Genomic DNA, 19,845 nt, shown 5'->3' with positions numbered 1-19,845 from the left:
ATATTTTATTTTGAATACCATTTACAATGTTGCGAATTGTCTGAATTTAATAACATGCATTTTGTTAAAAAAATAGTTGTAAAATGCTATAAGGAGGTGATGCTTTATGCTGAATAAAGTTTTGGTTGACAAATTTGTAAGCATTGTGGGTAGTTCCAATGTTTTAACTGATGAAAGCGATTTGCTTCTTTATTCATATGATGCTACCCAGCTTTATAAAATTCCAGATCTGGTTGTAATAGTGAATAATGCTGAAGAAGTTTCTAAAGTAATAAAATTTGCTAAAGCAAACAATTTAAACGTTTATCCCAGAGGATCTGGGACAAACCTTAGCGGTGGCTCAATTCCAGTTGATGGTGGTGTGGTAATTGAATTAAATAGATTAAATAAAATTCTTAATATTGATGTCGAAAATAGAATAGCTGTTGTAGAACCAGGTGTGATTGCTGCGACTCTTGATGCTGAGGTTTCCAAAAAAGGTCTTTTTTATCCTCCTGATCCAGGAAGCATTGCGGTAGCTACTATTGGGGGGTGCGTGGCGGAAGGGGCAGGTGGTTTAAGAGCGCTAAAATATGGTACTACTAAGGACTATATTATAGGTCTTGAGGTTGTTCTTCCGAATGGAGATATTTTGAGAACAGGTAGTTTTTCCTCGTTGAGAGGATCTCCTGGTTTTGACTTAACGCATCTATTTGTTGGTTCTGAAGGGACATTGGGGATAATAACTAAGATTGCAGTAAAACTGATATATCCTGCTAAATCTAGAAAGACCTTTTTAGTTATGTATGATAGTGTTGGTAAAGCTGGGATTGCAGTGGCAAAGATAATAGAAAATAAGATAATTCCCTCTACTATGGAGTTTCTAGACAAGATCACTATAAATGCTGTAGAAGATTTTACAAAAATTGGCCTTCCAAGGGATATTGAGGCGCTTTTACTTATAGAAGTAGATGGAGAGCCAGAAGATGTTGAAACAGCAGCAAAAATCTTAGAAGAAGTATGTTTGAGTGTAGGAGCTAGATCTATCTCTATTGCTAAAAATGATGCAGAAAGAATGAAACTTATGGAAGCTAGAAGAGCTGCATTGCCAGTTCTTGCAAGGTTAAAGCCCACTACTATATTAGAAGATGCTACTGTACCAAGAAGTAAGGTTGCAGATATGCTTGAAAGGATTCATGAGATTCAAGATAAATATAATTTGATGATAGGCAGTTTTGGCCATGCGGGCGATGGAAATCTTCACCCAACGATTTTAGTTGATAGAAGGAATAAGGAAGAAATGAAAAAGGTAGATATGGCTATTAAGGAGATCTTTGATTATTGTATTGAATTGGGTGGAACTTTGACTGGAGAGCACGGAATAGGAATTGTAAAAGCTCCCTTTATGGAAAAAGAATTTAAGAAAGAAGGCCTTAGCCTTTTTAGAGATATAAAGAAAACTCTTGATCCTGAAAATAAATTAAATCCAAATAAGATAGTAGGTGCTAAGGAGGTTCATCTTGAGTACATCTAGTGAAAATTCTTTATCTCTGATAGAAGAGTATTATGAAGAACAAATAATTAGGTGTATGAAATGCGGTATGTGTCAGAGTATTTGTCCTGTCTATTATGAAGATTCGCTTGAAACAGGTTGTGCAAGAGGAAAACTTGCATTGTCTGAGGCCCTATTACATGGTAAGCTTGAACCGAATCATAAAATTGAAATGATATTCAATAAATGTTTACTTTGTCACGCATGTGCTCAAGTTTGTCCTGTAGGCCTTTCTCCTGATAAAGTTTTTGCCGCAGCAAGAGCAGAAATGGTAAAGAGATACGATATGCCTTGGATAAAATCTCTAATATATAGGAAGCTTTTAGGTGAAGGAAAACTCTCTTCTTTAACTGGTACCCTGTCTCTTGCTAATAGATTAAAACTTTTTGTTCTTGCAAGATCTTTATCTATACCAAAGATATTTGGAAAAAGTGCAATAAGACTTTCTTTTGCAACTCTCCCTGATATTCCATCAAAACCATTTTTAGATAGATTTCCTGAATTACTTGAACCGAACAGTAAACCAATAGGTACAGTTGGATATTTTGTTGGTTGTGCCCAGAACAGCGTTTTCCAAGACGTTTCTGAGGCTTCTGTAAACATATTGCTTGCTTTAGGTTATAGAGTGATAATCCCCAAAGATCAAGGATGTTGTGGATTTCCACACTATGGGGCAGGAGACTTTGAAACCTTGAAGCAAAAAATAATTCAAAATTCAAGTGCATTTAAAAAATACAAATTAGACGCAATTATAATTTCTTGTGCTACTGGTGGTTCTGGTTTAAAAGAGGTTTATCCTGAAATGACAAAGGAAGACAATTTAAAAACTCTCGGTGCAAATGTTTATGATATATCTGAATTTTTAGCTCTTAAGCATTTGGATGATTTAAAGAAGATGATGCCAACAGATAAAAAGGAAAAAATAAAGATAACATATCACGACGCATGCCATTTGAATAGACTTCAGGGAATATCAAGTCAACCTAGACAGCTTTTAAGCATAATGCCTTCTTATGAACTTGTAGAAATGGAAAATTCAACAAAGTGTTGCGGCGAAGGGGGTGGATTTACTTTTTATTATCAAGACATATCTTCTAGCATTGCAAATAGAAAGAAAGAGACTATAAAGAATACTGGTGCAAAGGTTGTGGTGCTTGGTTGTCCAGGATGTAGAGCTCAAATATCAGGAGCTCTTAAGCAAGAGGGCTTAGATATAGATACCAAACATACAGTTTGTCTTTTGTGGGATGAGATTAAAAAAGGCAAAGATAGTAATTTTTAAAATGCCTTTTAAAGATGATGAAAGAAAGGAGTGAAAGATATTTGTTTGATTCAGAAAGGATAGAGAACAATTTGGCCGATAAGAATTTGCCTTTTGGTGATGAAACTCCTTATTCTATAACTTATCCCGAAAGCAATAAAGATGTATTAGAGATTCTTAATTGGGCTAATAAAGAGAAATTGAAAGTTATTCCAAGGGGTTCAATGAGTAGTTTGTCAGGGGGTGCTTGTGCCCTTAGCAACTCTTTGGTTATTAATTTTTCTAAGATGAACAAGATAATTGAAATTGATACTCATGATTTGGTACTTACTGTAGAACCTGGTGCAAAGTTAAAAGATATTTATTTTGAAGTTGAGAGATCTGGACTATATTTTCCAATTGATTCTTTCTCGTCTTATAATGGGACTGCTGGTGGGGCAGCAGGTGAGAACTATCAGGGCATGAGATTTGCAAAGTATGGAGATACAAGACTTAATACAATGCAAATTGAATTAGTGAATCCTGTTCACGGTATCGTGACATTAGGGGGAAAAACTGTTAAAAACGTTTCAGGTTATGATGCAAAGATAGCCTGGATTGGTAGCGAAGGAACACTTGGTATATTTACAAAACTAATGTATAAGCTAATGCCTCTTCCTGAAAAGAGAACAATAATAACATTACCTTTTGATTCAATTGATGTTTTTTTTGATTTTAAAAAGAAATTTGATTCTTTAAAGATTTTTGTTAGTGCACTTGATTTGATGAGCAGTAAAGTTGCCAGTTATATTTCTGAAGTTAGTTCAAAATATTTGTCGTTTTTTTTAATTGAAGGCAGAACACTAGAAGTAGAAAGATTGAAAAAAGAGATATTAAAATTTGCTGAATCCAACAAGGCACAAATCTTTGAGGGAAATGATTTTGATTTTATGTATAAAAAAAGACTTAATATGGGAGAAAAAACATTAAATGACAAATTATTTGCGGATGATGTTACACTCCCTATTAAAACATGTTCCGACTTTCTGAAATTTTTAGAAGGAAGAAGGTATGATTTTTTGCTTCATGTTCAGGATGGAGGTGTGCTTGTTTTTAGAAAAGAACCTCCTGGGAAGAATGATGATATCTATGAAAAAGTTTTAGAACAGAATGGTTCATTAATTTCTGAAAGACAGTTGGGGATTCAACCAAAACGGGAGTTATTTCTTGAAAAGATGGGTAGTGTTTATATTGAATTAATGAGATCCTTAAAAAAGGCTGTAGATCCAAACTTTATACTTTCTCCTAATAGATATATTTTTTGAACTTTAGGATATAAAACAGTTATTTGGTTTTAAAATTTGCGGAGGTGATGTATATAAATGAATAGCTTAGATATGTTTTTTAAACCTAACTCTGTAGCAATTATTGGTGCTTCTAGTGAGGAGAAAAAGTTAGGTCATGCAGTTTTGAAGAACGTTATTGATGGAGGGTATACTGGTAATATATATCCTATTAATCCTAATGCTGATTCTATTCTAGGTTACAAATGTTTTAAAAGTGTCCTGGATATCCCTGGCGATGTGGATCTGGCTGTATTTGTAATCCCCTCGAAGTTTGTAAACCCGGTTATGAGAGAGTGTGCTCAAAAAGGGGTTAAGGGTGCCATAGTTATTACAGCTGGTTTTAAAGAGACAGGGTTAGAAGGTGCGAAACTTGAGAAAGAATTAAAGGAAATAATAAAATCAAATAATATTAAACTTATTGGTCCTAACGTTTTAGGATTGATCGATACACATAATAATCTAAATGCATCATTTGCTTCATTTATGCCAAAAAGAGGGAATATTGGTTTTATATCACAGTCTGGCGCCTTTGCTACTGCTATTATGGATTGGGCTGCCGCTAATGATATAGGATTTTCGAAATTTATCAGTATAGGAAATAAGGCTGATATAAACGAAGTTGATCTCTTAGAAGTTTTAAAAGATGATAGTAATACTGATGTTATCTTAATGTATCTTGAAAGCATTGATAATGGTAGGAGTTTCATGGAAGTTGCGTATAAGACGTCTAAGATAAAGCCTATAATTGTTCTAAAATCTGGAACTACCGCTGCAGGTGCTAAGGCAGCAACAAGCCATACTGGCTCCCTTGCTGGTTCTGACCAAGCTTATACATCAGCTTTCAAGCAATGTGGAGTTATAAGGGCATCAACTGTAGAAGACTTATTTGATCTTGCAATTGGGTTTGCGTATCAGCCTCTTTTGAACTCAGATAATATTGCTATTGTTACTAATGCTGGTGGTCCTGGAATTATGGCTTCAGATGCTATTGAAAATTTTGGTTTAAGAATTGCAAATCTCTCTAACAATACTATAGAAATTTTGAGAACAAATCTTCCTCCTGCAGCAGCAGTTTACAATCCTGTTGATGTACTTGGGGATGCCCTTGCTGATAGATATGAGTTTGCCTTAAGAAACGTCCTGAAGGATGAAAACGTTGATGGTGTTATGGTTATTCTAACTCCTCAAGTTTATACCCAGGCAATGCAAACTGCAGAGTGTATAGTGGGAGCTAAAAATCCTAAAAAACCGATTTTTTCAATATTTATGGGCGGCAAAACTATTGCTGGTGCTGTTAAGTATTTGATGGAGAACAGCGTTCCGAATTATTCTTTTCCGGAAAGGGCTGCTTTTGTTTTTAGGTCCATGCACGAAAGGAAAATTTGGTTAAGTAAACCTGAACCTGTGTATAAGAAGTTTGATACAAAATTTGATTTGGCTGCGAAATCTTTGAGATCTCCAGAGAGAAGTAAGAGACCAAGTTTAGGCGATTGGGAAGTTAGAGAGGTCTTTGAGGGATATGGGTTTAATCTTCCAAAGACACTTCTTGCTACTACGAGTTTAGAAGCAAGTGATTTTGCTGAAAAGTTAGGCTTTCCTGTAGTTATGAAGATAGCATCGCCAGATATTTTACATAAAACAGACGTAGGCGGCGTAAAAGTAGGATTGAAAAGCAAAGATGAAGTAATTAGGGCTTTTGACGATATTATGATATCAGCTAGGAGATATTTTCCTGATGCTGAAATTTGGGGTGTAACAATTCAACAGATGCTCCCTCCTGGCAAAGATGTTATTATAGGTTCCGTAAAAGATCCTCAGTTTGGTCATATGATTATGTTTGGTTTAGGTGGTATCTATGTAGAAGTTCTTAAAGATGTTTCTTTTAGAATAGTTCCTGTTTCTGAGATTGATGCAATAAATATGATAAAAGAGATTAAGTCTTTTAAATTGCTATCTGGCACAAGAGGGGAAAAAGGTGTTGATCAAAATGCGATTGTTGATGCTATACTAAGAGTATCAAATCTGGTTACCGATTTCCCTGAAATTGTAGAATTGGATATCAATCCATTAAGGGTTTTTGAAGAGGGAGCGGTAGCGATTGATATGAGATTAACCGTTGGAGGTGGGACAGAATGAAAGGGCTTTACTTTGTATCACCAGAGTCTTTTGTAGGAAAGAGTACTGTACTTCTAGGAGTTGGGAGGAATTTACAGGCTCAGGGGAAGAAAATTTCTTATTTTAAGCCTCTTGGTAATCTCCCGACACGAGAGGAGGGTTTACTAACAGACGAAGATGCCGTTTCTGCTCGTAAGGCACTGGGTTTGAAAGACCCTCTAGATGAAATGGTGCCTGTTGTGATGACGCCTGATTTAGCTGTCCTGTTTCTAAAATCTCAGGTGACAGATATTACAAAACAGGTAAAGGAAAATTATGAAAAACTTTCAAGCAAACATGACGTTATTCTCGTAGAAGGAGTAGGGAACTTTATAGAGGGCAAAATGTACAATCTAGCTCCTAAGGATGTAGCCGATTTACTCGACCTCAAGGTGATAGTAGTTGCAAGGTGTGAAACTGACATTTTAGCGGATCATATCCTTGAGGCTAAAGAGATTTTTAAAGACAGGTTTATAGGCTTTGTTGTAACAGGAGGAACTCAGGCTTGTAGAGAATATCATCACAGACTCTTGATCCCATACTTGACGAGTAAAGGTATCAATTTCTTAGGAGCAATTCCTCAGGACGAGACCTTAAAGTCTATCAGTATTCGTGAACTAGTTGAAGTATTGAATGGTGAAATACTTTGTCAGGAAGATAAACTTGACGAACTTGTTGAAAGATTCTTAGTAGGTGCTATGAGCGTTGATAATGCCCTTAGATATTTTAGGAGAGTAATAAATAAGGCTGTTATAACGGGTGGAGATAGATCGGATATTCAAATGGCAGCTTTAGAAACGCCAACTAAAGTTCTCGTGTTAACAGGTAATTTTTATCCCAGCAATGTAGTTTTGGCTAAAGCTGAAGATGCAGGTGTACCTATTGTTCTTGTAAAACAGGACACACTTACGGTGGTTGAACTTGTTGAGAGAGTTTTTGGTAGAGCTCGTATTAGAGAAGAGAAGAAGATCCAGAGGGCAACTACTATGGTAGAGGAGTTTGTAGACTTAAAAGCTATTAGTAAAGCCCTTGATTTATAATTATAAAATTAAAAATCCCCGCAGAATTTTTTGCGGGGGTTTTAGCTGTTTTAATATTTTTTAACTTTGGTATTTTTTTACTTTTGTTGGCAATTAAATTCTACTCCTATTGAATCCCCTAATTCTTTTAATTCTCTTATTATATTTTCACCTAAAGGAACTCCCAATTCTTTATTCTCTGACTCTCTTATATACTCTATTTCCCCAGGCATAAATATCTCCTTCGTACCTTCTGCTTTTGGAGAGTCTTTAATTGTTTTGATAAAATCTGTTATTTTTTGGCTAAATTCGTCTATATCTATAAAAGCTTCCAATTTAACGGCCATCATGAAAAAACCAAGATTTTGTGGCTTTTCTGGTTCTTTATAAAGTTCTCCAGTATGGGTAAGATATCCAGCTCCACTTATTACTGAACTTAAGATATCTCCTATTACAGCTAATCCATATCCCTTATGGGCTCCGAATGGTAGCAAGGCTCCCTTGAGAGCTTCGTTTGGATCATCAGTGGGTATTCCCCTTTCATCAACAGCCCAAGTAAGAGGGATTTTCTCATTGTTCAATTGAGCTAATTTTATTCTACCTCGAGATGTGACAGAAGAAGCCATATCCAGAATTACTGGATAAAATTTTCCACCTGGAAAACCAAAGGCAATAGGATTAGTACCTAGGATTGCCTTTCTACCGCCAAAGGGTGCAAGGAGAGGTGATGTATTTGTTGTAGCTAATCCAAACATATTGTTATTTATTGCCATTTCAAGATAATGAGCAACTATACCAAAGTGATTACCGTTCCTTACTGATGAAATACCAACAGAAGTATCTTTTGCTTTTTCAATTGCTTTTGACATAGCAAATTTTCCTGCTACCTGACCCATTGCTCCGTCTGCATCAATTAAAGTAGTTGTTTGAGTTTCTTTTAAAATCTTAAAGTTTGGTTTTGGATTTATACCCCCTTTTTGTATTCTTTTAACGTAAATAGGTAATCTTGAAAGACCATGTGTTTCAATTCCTCTAAGATCGGCTTTTACAAGAATTGCAGCGGTTGTTTTAGCGTCTGATTCAGGCATAGACACCTTTTTTAATACTTGTGTTGCCCATTCTACAAGTTCTTTCTGATCAAATCTGGCTTTCAAATTTTTCTCCTCCTAAGTTTGAATATAAATTTGTTTAAGTCACAACATTATATTATAATTATGTTGTCTTGTTGAATAGAAATAAAAGATGGAGAGATCTTGAATAGAAGAAAGTTTTTGTCACTTTTAGCTTTATCTAGCGTTACAATTATATCTGGCTGTGGTATTCCAAACCTTCCAAAAGATAGTTTGGTTGTTTCTTTGAGTAATGACCCAATAACTCTTAATCCTATCCTTGCATCAGACTCTGTTTCATTTTCTGTTATCGACTTTCTTTTCAATGGCATTATAAGAGTAGATGAGGATCAAAAAATTCAACCGGATTTAGCTCATCAAATTAATATTTTAAATAATGGCTTAGTATATAGGATAAAATTGAGAAAGGACGTATTTTTTCATGATGGAGTGAGGTTGACTGCTGACGATGTTGTTTTCACATATGAAAAAATTCTTGATCCAAAGACAAATACCGTAAGAAGATCTGATTTAATTGTAAATGATGTTCCAATAAAAGTTTTAAAGGTCGATGATTTTACCGTAGATTTTGTTTTGCCTGAAGTTTTTTCACCATTTATATCTAATCTTGGAACTGGTATATTACCAAAACACTTATTAGAAAACCAAGATATAAATACGTCTAATTTTAATTTTAATCCTGTTGGGACAGGTCCTTTCGTTTTAAAAAAATGGTATGTTGCTGATAAGATAATTTTAGAACCACATGAAAGATATTATCAAGGAAAACCACTTTTAAAATCTTTAATTATAAAAATCATACCTGATAGTAATTCTCAAATTTTCTCATATGAAACTGGAGAAATTGATATGGTAGATTTGAGACCAAAGGATGTGAGTTTGATAAAGGAAGACCCTAGTAGTACAGTTGTTTTTTATCCAACAAAGACATATACCTATTTAGGCTTTAATTTAAAAAATCATTTGTTTGAAGATAGGAATGTTCGAATGGCAATTGCACATTCTATTGATAAAAATTCGCTTGTAAAAGCTGTATTGATGGGATATGGAGATGTGCTTAATTATCCGACTTGTCCTCTTGACTGGTCTTATCCTGAAGGACTTTGGTATCCGGAATATAATCCAGAGAAGGCGGATGAAATTTTGGATAATGCTGGTTGGTATAGAGGTCCTGATGGGTTTAGATACAAAAATAATCAGTTATTTAGATTTAACTGTTTAATCAGACAGGGCAGTAAAGATAGGGAAATGGCAGGTGTTATAATTCAACAATACCTTGAAAAAAGAGGTTTAAAGATGGAGCTTATTAGCTTAGAGTGGAGCAGTCTTTTGGAGAGATTAACTTCTGAGAAAAAAGACTTTGATACTACTATAATGGGTTGGGGACTTGGTCTTGATCCTGATCCATACAGCATATGGTATTCAAAGGAGTATCCAAATGGTTTTAATCTAAACGGTTATAGCAATCCAGAAGTAGATAAGCTGATAATATTGGGTAGAAAAACAATTGATCAAGAAAAAAGAAAAGAAATTTATAGAAAGTTGTATGAAATTATAGTTCAAGATCAACCATATGTGTTTCTTTGGTATCCAAAGAGTATTGTGGCTTATAGAAATTGGGTTAAGGGACTTTCTAAACCAGGTCCTTCTGGGCTGATGATATATCCAGAGAGAATATATGTTGATAGAATTGAGAATTAGTGATGAGTCAAAATTTTTAGGGTTTTATAAGTTAATCTTGTTATAATAAAGTTTATTAAAGGAAATAAAAAAATAACATGACTAGGAGGATAAATGAAACTTTTAAGACTTTTTATCTTTTTGTGCTTACTTTGTGTTTCAGTTTTTGTTTCTACTTCATATGATTTTGTTTTGAATACCAACGTTCCAGCTAGAGCTGAGAGCGATCAGTTTGTTTTCTATAAGGTCTACAAAGTTTGGTTTTCAGATGGTACATTCGCAAAGATTGAAGCCAGAAGGGCGTGGATGGTAGATTGGGATTTAAGCGTGTCTGGTGTAAATATTGGAACTATTGAAGGAAATATTACAAAAGAAAAGATAGCCGAGTTTGCTAAAAAATATTTTGGTAAAGATATCATTAAGATTACAGATGGTTAGAGAGGATTTATTGGAATAAAGTTATTATTTAAATAAAAATTTATCTATTTCTTCTCTTTCCAATCCAAGCACTTTGAAACTTTGACTGTAATCAGAAAGGAGTATTTCAAGTTTCGTATTCTTTTCATCGTTAAATGATGCCGTAATTTTAGCGTAAAAGATACTTTCTTCTTCATTTATTGGACTTTTTAAAGGTAAAAGATAACTTCCCCTGTCATTTTTTGGAAAGAAGAAATTAATATTTTTTTTATTTGCAAAGTCTTGAATCATTTGGTTTTCTCTTTCACAACGTCCTGTTATTAGTAAATTATTATATTTTTCGATAAAAAGTACCCTTGAGTTTTTTAGAAGTTTACAAATTTGAGAATCTAGTTTATCTATTTCTATTAATTTTTTAATTTTATTGCCAAATTGTTTTTCTGTAAGAATACAACCTCCAGCTGGAGGTGGATATTTTTTTATGTTTAGAAGATTTGCAAGTTCTTTTTGTCTCTTTCTAGATCTGCCAGATATACCCTCAAGAAGTTCTCTTTTTATAATTCTTGATCTTTCCATACTTGTTTCAGGTAAAAGCTTGGCTGAAAGTGGTCTTAATACCAAATCTGCATAGTTTTTTGCAACTATTTTTAGGCTTCTTTTGTTTTGTGACATTGGCCTTTCTCCTACTACTTCTCCTGTAATTACAAATGATGCACCGAAATCATTCAATAATTTTATACATTCTTCGATCATTAGTTTGTGACAGTCTATACAAGGATTAGCAGCTTTTCCGAAGCCGTAACATGGATTTTTTAATATTTTGAAGAATTGTTCTGTAATATCAAAGAAAATCGGATCTTTTAAACCTGCTTCTCTGGCATATACTTTTGTATTCTCATCAATATCAAAAAATGGCGTGACAAATTTTATTGGTATAACATCAATATTTTGATCCTGGATGAGACGTCCAGCAAGAAGGGAGTCTAAGCCTCCTGAGTAAAGAAGCAGTGCTCTATACATTGAAAAGATTTTCTACTGAGAGATATCTTTCTCCCGTATCAGGAAGTATAGCGACAATTGGTTTGCTTATATTAAGTTTCAATGCCGCAGCAACGCTAGCGCCAGACGATATTCCTACGAAAAGCCCCTCCTTTTTAGCTAAATATCTGGTCATTTCGTAGGCTTCTTCATCAGAAACGCATATTATATCGTCTACCACTTTAGGGTTGTATATGCCAGGCACAAAACCTGGTGCTATTCCTTGAATTTTGTGAGGAGCAGTAATGTTACTTTTGATTGTAGGACTTGAACTTGGTTCAACACCAATTATTTTTATTTCTTTATTTATTGCTTTCATAAAATTTCCAATACCAGTAATAGTTCCAGCGCTTCCAATTGGACATACAACGCCGCCTATTTCTCCTTTCATATCCCTAAATATTTCTGGAGCTGTAGAAATGTAGTGGGCCATAGCGTTAGCAGGATTGTTAAACTGATCTATGTAAAAGGCATCGTTTGAAATTGCAAACTCTTTTGCAGCAGTTACAGAACCAGATAAACCCTTTTCTTTTGGAGTGAGAATAAGTTGGGTGCCAAATGCCTTTAAAATTTTTTTCCTTTCTTCACTCATGTGTTCTGGAAGATAAATTCTTAACTTTATTTTTTTTACTGCACAAACAAAAGCTAAACCAATTCCCGTATTTCCAGATGTAGCTTCTACAACTGTAGTTTCAGGGCCTATTTTGCCATCCTTAATTGCAGTTTCTATCATGTTTAGAGCTGCCCTATCTTTTATTGAACCCATAGGGTTTTTTGCTTCCAATTTGCCATAAATATTTTTGTTATTAAAACTATTTAATCTTATTAAAGGAGTATTACCTACATTAGCCAGTATACTCAACTTTCACACCGTCCTCTAAAGTTATAATTGGTATGGATTTATTAACCATTATAGCAGCGTTTATTATAGTAGATTTTCCAATATTTACAATAGGGTTGGTTGAGTGATGGGAGTGTCCGTGTATTGCAAGTGGGATATCAAACTCTAATATTATTTTTTCTATTTTTTCACTTCCCAATAGCTCCAAGCTTTCTTTATTTTCTCCTTCCAGGGTTTTATATGTGGGTGCATAGTGACTTACGTAGACTATCTTATCTGTTTTTTTTCTCAAATTCTCTATTATAGAACGAATTTCAATTAGTTTATTTTCATAGACTTGTTCTGCATTCTTTATATATCTTTTTTGCCACGCCGTTGGCTTAGCAAGAATGCCTCTCGTAAAGAAAATTGACCATTCAGGATTCCCTATACTAACAAAATCCATGTCTAAATATATAGGATATTTAAGTTCTTTTAGTTTCGGTTCTATGTTGAAATATTCTTCATTTCCAAAGCATGTAAAAAAGGGCACAAATTTATTAAATTTTTGTACTATTGCTGAAGCGAGACTATTAATTGCTAAACTTGCACCCTTGTATATTAGGTCTCCTGCTCCGATTATAAGATCAACATCATCATCCAAAATTTCAAGTTTTCTTTTTAGCATCCACAAATATTGGGGCGTGTGAACGTCGCTAATTGCGATAACTTTCACTTAAAATTAAACCCGTTTTAAAAGAAATTTGTATATTACGAGAAAAACCAAAAAAAACAATACAATTTTTGAAAGGATAGGAATAATGGCGCTTAAAACAAGGAGTGAAGCTATGGCAATTATCAAATTGTTTTTAGAGATTTTTGGCAACATTTTCGATGACTCTAAGGGTAAAATTTATGTCCTTTTCGGAATGAACGGTTGAGACAAACCAGGATTCAAATTGAGATGCAGGTGGATATATTCCTCCCTTTAAAAGTTCTTGAAAAAATTTTGAATAAATGTATGTATCTGACTTTAGTGCTGAATCAAGGTCTATAACCTTATCATTACAGAAAAACGGAGTGAACATGGAACCACACTGTGAAATATAAGAACTTATTGAATATTTTTTAAATATTTTTTGTATTTCTTCTGTTAGATATTTAGTGATTTTTTCAAGCCTATCATATGGTGGGTCTTCTATTAACATCTTTATTGTAGTTATTCCAGCTGTGCAGGCTATAGGATTTCCTGATAGTGTCCCAGCTTGGTAAACAGGGCCTTCGGGCGAGAGCATATCCATTATTTTGGATTTTCCGCCAAATGCTGCAAGCGGGAAACCTCCTCCGATAATTTTTCCTAATGTGGTTATATCGGGTTCTACTTTATATATTCCCTGAGCCCCTGCAAGTCCTAATCTAAATCCTGTAATTACCTCATCAAATATTAAAAGAGAGTCGTTTTCATGAGCAATTTCGCTTAGAAAGTTAAGAAAGTCATTTTCTGGTTTTACTACCCCCATGTTTCCAGCTACTGGTTCAACAATTACTGCGCAAATTTGACCCTTAAAGCGGTTGAAAATATCTTTGATGTCTTCTTTGTTGTTGAAGTTGGCAAGTATTGTATTTTTTGCTACATCCTCTAATACACCGGGTGAATTAGGCATAGAAAAGGTAAGTCCTCCCGATCCCATCTGTACAAGAAAGCTGTCAGCGTGACCGTGATAGCATCCTTTGAATTTAATTATCTTATCCTTTTTGGTATAGGATCTAGCTAATCTGATTGCACTCATTGTTGCTTCAGTACCCGATGAAACCAATCTAATTTTTTCAATAGAAGGTATACAATTTGTTATAAGTTGAGCCAATTCAACTTCAAGTTGTGTAGGAGCTCCATACGTAAAACCATTACGCAAAGATTTCTCGACTGCTTTTATAATCTTTTTATTTGCATGACCAAATATAAGCGGTCCCCAAGAACAAACATAATCTAAGTATTTATTTGAATCTTCATCGTATAGATAAGCCCTTTTCCCTTTTTTTATAAAGACAGGATCACAACCTACAGCCTTAAACGCTCTAACTGGCGAGTTAACGCCACCTGGTATATATTTTTTTGCTTTGCTGTAAAGTTCTTTTGATTTTTCTAAATTATGCAAAATTATCACCCCTTTTTGTTGGTTTCTTTTTCTGAAAAATATGCCATATGAGTTTTTTTTAGTTCTTTTATACTGTACAGTAAGATATAATCAGTTATTTTTATTTGATCTGATAGTTTTTTTGCAATTTTATCTGCTTGTGACTTATTTTTACAGTGTATCATTGTGTAGATATTATAAGGCCATTCAACAGAAGTGGCTCTTTCATAACAGTGAGTTACTTCAACGTTCTTTGCAAGAATATTCCCACATTCTTCGACTTTTGATTCTGGGATTTTCCAAGCTATCATTGGATTTGCATTTATGCCTATTTTTCTATGGCTTATCCTTGCTCCGAATCTTCTCATTAAGCCGCTCTTAAGAGATTTTTTTATCCAGGAAATTACCTCCTTTTCAGATATGTTTAGATCCTTTGATATTTCTAAAAAGGGGCGTTCTACTAAGGGGATATCCTCTTGTAGGAGTTTTATTAACTTTATATCTAAGTCGCCTATTTTTATTTTATTTTCTTTACTCATGTTAGCTTTTCCACCTTATCTTATTCTAAAAAAGTTGCTTGAAGACACCTTTGTATCGTTTCTAGCAATAGCTACTACATAGCATTCATAATCTCCACTAGTAAAAAGCTCTTTGATGTCAGGATTACTTGATAAGTCAAATTCGTTTTCATTCGAATTAAACTCTTTTGACAATATAATCTTTTTTCCTTCTTTTTCAACTTTTAGAACAATCAAATTTATCTTATCAGCATTTTCAGATTTCCATATGAATTTTAGAGAATTTTTATCAACAAATGGTCCTGGTGATAACGCTTTGCCTGGTTCAAGAATTTCAGCGCTTATTGGATTTGTAGTTGTGAAATATAAATAGTTATTTGTAGTAGAGCTTTGCATGTCGGTAACAGTCCAAAAATATGTTCTATTTGGCAACAAAACACCTTCTGGAACCTTGAGCGACGTGCCTTTTACAAAAAGCCATTCTCTAACAACTTTGGGTACAAAATTGCTATCCTTAAGATATATAGTAACCTTCAAGTATTTGTTATCACTATCATTATTCCAGATCAAGATAGGATTGAGATTGGAGATATAGTCTCCTGGGGGGCTTGGTTTTCCAGGTCCAAGCAACTCTATATTTGCAAATGCCAAACTCGTATTTAATAGTGCAAAAAATATAAAAGCAAAAAGTATAAATATTTTTTTCATATTTGCTCCCAAAAGGTTTTATTTAGGATATATTCTATAATAACATATTTAATATTTAGAGTAGAAGTAAGAAGCAAAAAAATGCACAAGCAAGGATGCTCGCGTTACTATAAGATGCTCGTGTTACTATAGGGAGTGTTGCATGGGGTTTTATTAAGAAAATAATGCTAAAATTAAGGATAAAATTATAAATTGATGGAGGTTATAAAATGCTAATCGACCCAAATAACATTAAGGTAGGTTTTATTGGTATAGGAGTTATGGGAAAGAGTATGGCTGGACATATTTTGGACGCTGGATATAAACTTTTTGTTTATAATAGAACTAAATCAAAGACAGAAGAACTTTTAAACAAAGGAGCAGTCTTTTTGCCAATTAATGAATTAGCAAAAAATTGTGATTTGATAATTACCATGGTTGGATTTCCAGAAGACGTAAGTGAAGTTTATTTTAGCGAAAACGGCCTTATAAATAATTCTAAAGAGGGTTCGATCCTCATAGATATGACCACTTCTCCTCCTTCTCTTGCAGTAAAAATTTATGATGAGTTAAAGAAAAAGGGTGTATTCTTCTTAGATGCTCCTGTTTCTGGAGGAGATATTGGTGCTAAAAACGCTACTTTATCTATTATGGTGGGAGGAGATGAAGAGATTTTTACTTCTGTACTTCCAATCTTTGGTTTGATGGGCAAGAATATCGTATATCAGGGCAAAGCTGGATCAGGTCAACACACAAAGATGTGCAATCAAATTGCAATAGCATCTAATATGATAGGTGTGGCTGAGTCTCTTTATTATGGCATCAAAGCGGGTTTAAATCCTGAAATGGTACTAAAAAGCATTAGCACGGGTGCTGCAGGAAGTTGGTCTTTGACTAATCTTGGACCAAAGATGTTAAATGAGGATTACGCACCTGGATTTTATATAAAGCACTTCATAAAAGATATGAAAATAGCTCTTGATGAATCTATTAGGATGGGGATAAATCTCCCAGGATTGAAGCTAGCACTGTCTTTGTACGAAGAGTTATCAAGAATGGGATATGAAAATAGCGGTACCCAGGCAATATTTAAGTTATATACGAAATAGAGATGTAATATACAAAACGTCCTTTTGGACGTTTTGTATATTAAAATTAGTAACTTTGATAAATCATCTTCTTTTGCTGATTTCTAGCTATTACTGAAAGTGTAAAGTTAATCAAAAAATAGGTTGAAGCTATCATACCAAATAAAACAAAAACTTGTGCTGGTTCTGCGTATTGTCCCATGATTATCATACCTCTACCCGTAAGTTCTTCTATACCTACAGCCCAAGTAAAAGAGGTATCCTTTATTGTAGTAATAAATTGAGAAATAAGTGGGGGTATCACTTTTCTTATTGCCTGCGGCAAGACAATATAAACAAGAATTTGTACATAATTAAATCCTTGCGATATAGCTGCTTCCCACTGTCCTCTATCGATTGAGTTAAGGCCGCCTCTAACTATCTCAGCTATCATTGCAGTAGTAAAGATAGTCATAGCAAGTATAGCTGCTTGAATTGGCGGGATAGGTATCATAAATCTACAAGCAAGTATAAATAATAAAAGTGGTATGTTTCTTACAGAATCAATATAAATTGAGGCAATTTGGCTAACAATAGGTTTCTTTGAAAATTTAGCTACACCAAGAATTATGCCGCAAAAGGTACTAAGCACTATAGTAAAAATTGCTATAGTGAGGGTTACCTGTAAGCCCTTTAACAAAAATATTAAAATATTAGGTTTAAAAAGTTCTCCTATCATAAGCTTAACTTAGCCCTTCTTTCAAGATAGTCAGCAAATCTAGCAAGCGGCAAACAGAGGCTTAAATACAAAAGTCCTACTACGATATATGCAGGCCCATAGTATAAATTATTGCTTGACCATGAATCAGCATGATACATCAAATCCCCCCCAGCTACCATTGCCATTACTGAAGTGTTTTTAATCAGACTAACAGCCTGGTTTGTTAAGGGGGGAAAAATTACAATCTTTGCCTGTGGCAAAATCACATATCTCATGGCTTGCCAGAAAGTAAAACCTTGAGAATATGCAGCTTCTAACTGGCCTCTATGAATAGCCTGAATTCCAGCTCTCACAACTTCTGCTATGTACGCTCCATGATAGACACCAACACCAATTACTCCAACAGCGAATACAGGTAATACTATATCGATATGTGGAAGGCCATTATAAAGAAAAAATACCTGTATCACCAAAGGAGTATTTTGGATAAATTCAACATATATTCTGTTAATTATCTTAGCACTTCTAAATTGACTGGTTGCAAGAACACCAAAAATTAAACCCAAAACAAGTGCTAGCAAAAGTGCAAGAAATGAAACTGATATCGTAGTAACAAAACCTTCTGCGAATATTCTCCAATCAGAAAAGAGCTTTTCCCATTTAAATAACGCAAATGGTCCAGAATCTAACACTACTTAAGTCCCCACTTCTCCTTTAACTTTTGAAGTGTACCATCCTTTTGCATCTCTTCAAGAGTTGAGTTTACTAATTTCAAAAGACCGTCATTACCCTTTTTCATTGCTATACCATAATTTTGCGGAGCAAACCTATCAGGAAGTATGGTAGTAGAATCATCAAGATAACCGTAGAGTATTGCACCATCTGTAGAAAATGCCTGAACTCTTCCCGATTCAAGTGCTGCCTTTATTTCTGGATAACTAGCAAACTCAAGCACATTTACCTTAATCCCCTTAGCCTTTGCCTCAGCCTCTATAGCGCCCTTTGTAGTAGCGCTTTGTGCTACACCAACTGTTTTGCCATTTAAATCAGTAAAGCTTTTTATTCCTGAATCTTTCTTTACTAGAAGAGCCACTCCATCAGTAAAATAAGGTATTGAGAAGTTGAAGCTCTTCTCTCTTTCAGGGGTAATTGTAAAAGTAGCAATAACCATATCTACTTCACCGTTGTCCAAAAGTGGTCCCCTTGTTTTCGGTGTGACAGCTATTAAATTAACTTTATCAGGGTTACCAAGAATCTTTTTTGCCATTTCATGAGCTATATCAATTTCAAAACCTTCAACCTTGCCTGTTTTTGGATCTTTGTAACCAAATTTCGGTACATCATACTTTACTCCAACGTTTAGAACACCACGATCTTTGATGGCCTTAATATCGGGTGGTATTGCCGAACTTTCCTGTGGTTTTTGAGCTTGTTGAGAGCATCCAGCAACCACAAAACCAAGAAGGAGAATAATACCTAAGAACAAAAACTTCATCCTTTCCATTGCCATACCTCCTTTAAAAATATAGAATTTTTTAATAAAAGCAAATTTTAAACCTGAATCTTATTTAGCTTTTCAAGAAATGCCTGAGTTCTCTCATGTTGAGGATTATTAAAAATTTGATCTGGAGTGCCTGTTTCTAAAATCTGACCTTCATCCATAAAAACAATTCTGTCAGCTGCCTGCTTTGCGAATCCCATTTCATGTGTTACCACAATCATTGTCATGCCTTCCTTTGCTAGAGCTACCATAATATCAAGAACCTCTTGAATCATTTCTGGGTCAAGAGCAGATGTAGGTTCATCAAAGAGTAATAAATCTGGTTTCATATTTAAAGCTCTCGCAATGGCAACCCTTTGTTGCTGACCACCTGATAACTGAGAGGGATATTTATTATATGCGTCTTTTAATCCAACCTTCTCGAGAAGTGCAATTGCATCTTTCTTTACTTCATCTTTATCTCTCTTCTCAACTAAAATTGGCGCAAGCATTATGTTCTCAAGAGCAGTTTTGTGTGGATAAAGGTTAAAATGCTGAAAAACCATTCCAATCTTCTGTCTAACCTTGTTTAATGGCACCTTCTTAGCAGTCAGTTCAACTCCGTTTACAAAAATCCTGCCAGATGATGGTGTTTCTAGAAAGTTGATACACCTTATCAACGTGCTTTTTCCTGAACCGCTTGGCCCCATTATTACTACTCTTTCTTTGAATTGTACCTCAAGATTTATATCCTTTAAGACATGATGACTGCCAAAATACTTATTTACATTTTCCATTTTTACCATCATAAAATCTTTTTTTACCCTCCACAGAAAATATACTTTTTAACATTATACATTAA

Annotated in this window: 19 protein-coding genes; 8 read left to right on the top strand and 11 right to left on the bottom strand. The window is 34.5% G+C overall.

All coding sequences use genetic code 11. From position 1 onward, the window contains the following. Positions 1–106: 106 nt before the first annotated feature. Genes ACWIUX_RS03490 through ACWIUX_RS03470 form a run of 5 tightly spaced genes read left to right on the top strand, consistent with a single transcriptional unit; the run spans position 107 to position 7,311 of the window. Positions 107–1,513, top strand: coding sequence for an FAD-binding oxidoreductase (locus tag ACWIUX_RS03490; protein ID WP_448589339.1), 1,407 nt, complete (start codon positions 107–109; stop codon positions 1,511–1,513). Beyond that, positions 1,500–2,813, top strand: coding sequence for a (Fe-S)-binding protein (locus ACWIUX_RS03485; protein WP_448589338.1), 1,314 nt, complete (start codon positions 1,500–1,502; stop codon positions 2,811–2,813). Before ACWIUX_RS03490 ends, ACWIUX_RS03485 begins: the two co-directional genes overlap by 14 nt. A 41-nt stretch (positions 2,814–2,854) precedes the next feature. Continuing rightward, a complete protein-coding gene (locus ACWIUX_RS03480) occupies positions 2,855–4,096 on the top strand; it encodes an FAD-binding oxidoreductase (protein WP_448589337.1) in 1,242 nt (413 codons plus the stop codon). A gap of 57 nt (positions 4,097–4,153) precedes the next feature. Then, the gene (acs, locus tag ACWIUX_RS03475; protein ID WP_448589336.1) at positions 4,154–6,253 is read left to right on the top strand and encodes an acetate--CoA ligase alpha subunit; all 2,100 of its coding nucleotides are present in this window, start codon (positions 4,154–4,156) and stop codon (positions 6,251–6,253) included. Next, on the top strand, positions 6,250–7,311 hold the full coding sequence (locus tag ACWIUX_RS03470; protein ID WP_448589335.1) for a phosphotransacetylase family protein: 1,062 nt from the start codon (positions 6,250–6,252) through the stop codon (positions 7,309–7,311). The genes acs and ACWIUX_RS03470 overlap by 4 nt, the downstream gene beginning before the upstream one ends. Before the next feature lie 77 nt (positions 7,312–7,388). Here the strand turns inward: ACWIUX_RS03470 and ACWIUX_RS03465 are convergent, their stop codons facing one another. Continuing rightward, a complete protein-coding gene (locus ACWIUX_RS03465) occupies positions 7,389–8,444 on the bottom strand; it encodes an Ldh family oxidoreductase (RefSeq protein WP_448589334.1) in 1,056 nt (351 codons plus the stop codon). 99 nt (positions 8,445–8,543) lie between these two features. Here ACWIUX_RS03465 and ACWIUX_RS03460 point away from each other — a divergent pair, with 99 nt between their 5' ends. Next, positions 8,544–10,121 (top strand): peptide-binding protein, encoded by a 1,578-nt coding sequence (locus tag ACWIUX_RS03460; protein ID WP_448589333.1) that lies wholly within the window; start codon positions 8,544–8,546, stop codon positions 10,119–10,121. A 93-nt stretch (positions 10,122–10,214) separates the two neighbouring features. Then, on the top strand, positions 10,215–10,538 hold the full coding sequence (locus ACWIUX_RS03455) for a hypothetical protein (protein WP_448589332.1): 324 nt from the start codon (positions 10,215–10,217) through the stop codon (positions 10,536–10,538). Between the two features lie 24 nt (positions 10,539–10,562). On the opposite strand, the gene ACWIUX_RS03450 is transcribed toward ACWIUX_RS03455, so the two are convergent. The 6 genes from ACWIUX_RS03450 to ACWIUX_RS03425 all read right to left on the bottom strand — a co-directional run bounded on the left by ACWIUX_RS03450 (position 10,563) and on the right by ACWIUX_RS03425 (position 15,736). After that, complete coding sequence (locus ACWIUX_RS03450) at positions 10,563–11,537, bottom strand: tRNA 4-thiouridine(8) synthase ThiI (RefSeq protein WP_448589331.1); 975 nt, start codon at positions 11,535–11,537, stop codon at positions 10,563–10,565. Further along, positions 11,530–12,417, bottom strand: coding sequence for a cysteine synthase A (gene cysK / locus ACWIUX_RS03445; RefSeq protein ID WP_448589330.1), 888 nt, complete (start codon positions 12,415–12,417; stop codon positions 11,530–11,532). Before cysK ends, ACWIUX_RS03450 begins: the two co-directional genes overlap by 8 nt. Next, positions 12,401–13,111 (bottom strand): metallophosphoesterase family protein, encoded by a 711-nt coding sequence (locus ACWIUX_RS03440; RefSeq protein WP_448589329.1) that lies wholly within the window; start codon positions 13,109–13,111, stop codon positions 12,401–12,403. Before ACWIUX_RS03440 ends, cysK begins: the two co-directional genes overlap by 17 nt. Before the next feature lie 133 nt (positions 13,112–13,244). Continuing rightward, positions 13,245–14,531, bottom strand: a complete 1,287-nt coding sequence (gene hemL / locus ACWIUX_RS03435) for a glutamate-1-semialdehyde 2,1-aminomutase (RefSeq protein ID WP_448589328.1) — start codon at positions 14,529–14,531, stop codon at positions 13,245–13,247. 5 nt (positions 14,532–14,536) lie between these two features. Continuing rightward, on the bottom strand, positions 14,537–15,049 hold the full coding sequence (gene ahbB / locus ACWIUX_RS03430; RefSeq protein WP_448589327.1) for a siroheme decarboxylase subunit beta: 513 nt from the start codon (positions 15,047–15,049) through the stop codon (positions 14,537–14,539). Positions 15,050–15,064: 15 nt separating this feature from the next. Further along, positions 15,065–15,736 (bottom strand): hypothetical protein, encoded by a 672-nt coding sequence (locus ACWIUX_RS03425; RefSeq protein WP_448589326.1) that lies wholly within the window; start codon positions 15,734–15,736, stop codon positions 15,065–15,067. 209 nt (positions 15,737–15,945) lie between these two features. Here ACWIUX_RS03425 and ACWIUX_RS03420 point away from each other — a divergent pair, with 209 nt between their 5' ends. Next, positions 15,946–16,824 carry an NAD(P)-dependent oxidoreductase gene (locus ACWIUX_RS03420; RefSeq protein ID WP_448589325.1) on the top strand — a complete coding sequence of 293 codons (879 nt, stop codon included), beginning with the start codon at positions 15,946–15,948 and terminating at the stop codon, positions 16,822–16,824. A 46-nt stretch (positions 16,825–16,870) separates the two neighbouring features. Here the strand turns inward: ACWIUX_RS03420 and ACWIUX_RS03415 are convergent, their stop codons facing one another. Genes ACWIUX_RS03415 through ACWIUX_RS03400 form a run of 4 tightly spaced genes read right to left on the bottom strand, consistent with a single transcriptional unit; the run spans position 16,871 to position 19,789 of the window. Then, the gene (locus tag ACWIUX_RS03415) at positions 16,871–17,521 is read right to left on the bottom strand and encodes an amino acid ABC transporter permease (RefSeq protein ID WP_448589324.1); all 651 of its coding nucleotides are present in this window, start codon (positions 17,519–17,521) and stop codon (positions 16,871–16,873) included. Next, the gene (locus ACWIUX_RS03410) at positions 17,518–18,195 is read right to left on the bottom strand and encodes an amino acid ABC transporter permease (protein ID WP_448589323.1); all 678 of its coding nucleotides are present in this window, start codon (positions 18,193–18,195) and stop codon (positions 17,518–17,520) included. The genes ACWIUX_RS03415 and ACWIUX_RS03410 overlap by 4 nt, the downstream gene beginning before the upstream one ends. Continuing rightward, positions 18,195–19,007 carry a transporter substrate-binding domain-containing protein gene (locus tag ACWIUX_RS03405; protein WP_448589322.1) on the bottom strand — a complete coding sequence of 271 codons (813 nt, stop codon included), beginning with the start codon at positions 19,005–19,007 and terminating at the stop codon, positions 18,195–18,197. The genes ACWIUX_RS03410 and ACWIUX_RS03405 overlap by 1 nt, the downstream gene beginning before the upstream one ends. 47 nt (positions 19,008–19,054) lie before the next feature. After that, positions 19,055–19,789 carry an amino acid ABC transporter ATP-binding protein gene (locus tag ACWIUX_RS03400; RefSeq protein WP_448589356.1) on the bottom strand — a complete coding sequence of 245 codons (735 nt, stop codon included), beginning with the start codon at positions 19,787–19,789 and terminating at the stop codon, positions 19,055–19,057. Between the last annotated feature and the right edge of the window lie 56 nt (positions 19,790–19,845).

The organism is Thermodesulfobium sp., assembly GCF_053498235.1.
This window is presented reverse-complemented; position numbering and strand designations above follow the sequence as displayed.

Bases quoted from the DNA above. Each gene is read 5' to 3' on its own strand.
- ACWIUX_RS03490 (WP_448589339.1), top strand. From the start codon at position 107: ATGCTGAATAAAGTTTTGGTTGACAAATTTGTAAGCATTGTGGGTAGT.
- acs (WP_448589336.1), top strand. From the start codon at position 4,154: ATGAATAGCTTAGATATGTTTTTTAAACCTAACTCTGTAGCAATTATT.
- ACWIUX_RS03470 (WP_448589335.1), top strand. From the start codon at position 6,250: ATGAAAGGGCTTTACTTTGTATCACCAGAGTCTTTTGTAGGAAAGAGT.
- ACWIUX_RS03455 (WP_448589332.1), top strand. From the start codon at position 10,215: ATGAAACTTTTAAGACTTTTTATCTTTTTGTGCTTACTTTGTGTTTCA.
- ACWIUX_RS03450 (WP_448589331.1), bottom strand. From the start codon at position 11,537: ATGTATAGAGCACTGCTTCTTTACTCAGGAGGCTTAGACTCCCTTCTT.
- ahbB (WP_448589327.1), bottom strand. From the start codon at position 15,049: ATGAGTAAAGAAAATAAAATAAAAATAGGCGACTTAGATATAAAGTTA.
- ACWIUX_RS03425 (WP_448589326.1), bottom strand. From the start codon at position 15,736: ATGAAAAAAATATTTATACTTTTTGCTTTTATATTTTTTGCACTATTA.
- ACWIUX_RS03420 (WP_448589325.1), top strand. From the start codon at position 15,946: ATGCTAATCGACCCAAATAACATTAAGGTAGGTTTTATTGGTATAGGA.
- ACWIUX_RS03415 (WP_448589324.1), bottom strand. From the start codon at position 17,521: ATGATAGGAGAACTTTTTAAACCTAATATTTTAATATTTTTGTTAAAG.
- ACWIUX_RS03405 (WP_448589322.1), bottom strand. From the start codon at position 19,007: ATGGAAAGGATGAAGTTTTTGTTCTTAGGTATTATTCTCCTTCTTGGT.
- ACWIUX_RS03400 (WP_448589356.1), bottom strand. From the start codon at position 19,789: ATGGTAAAAATGGAAAATGTAAATAAGTATTTTGGCAGTCATCATGTC.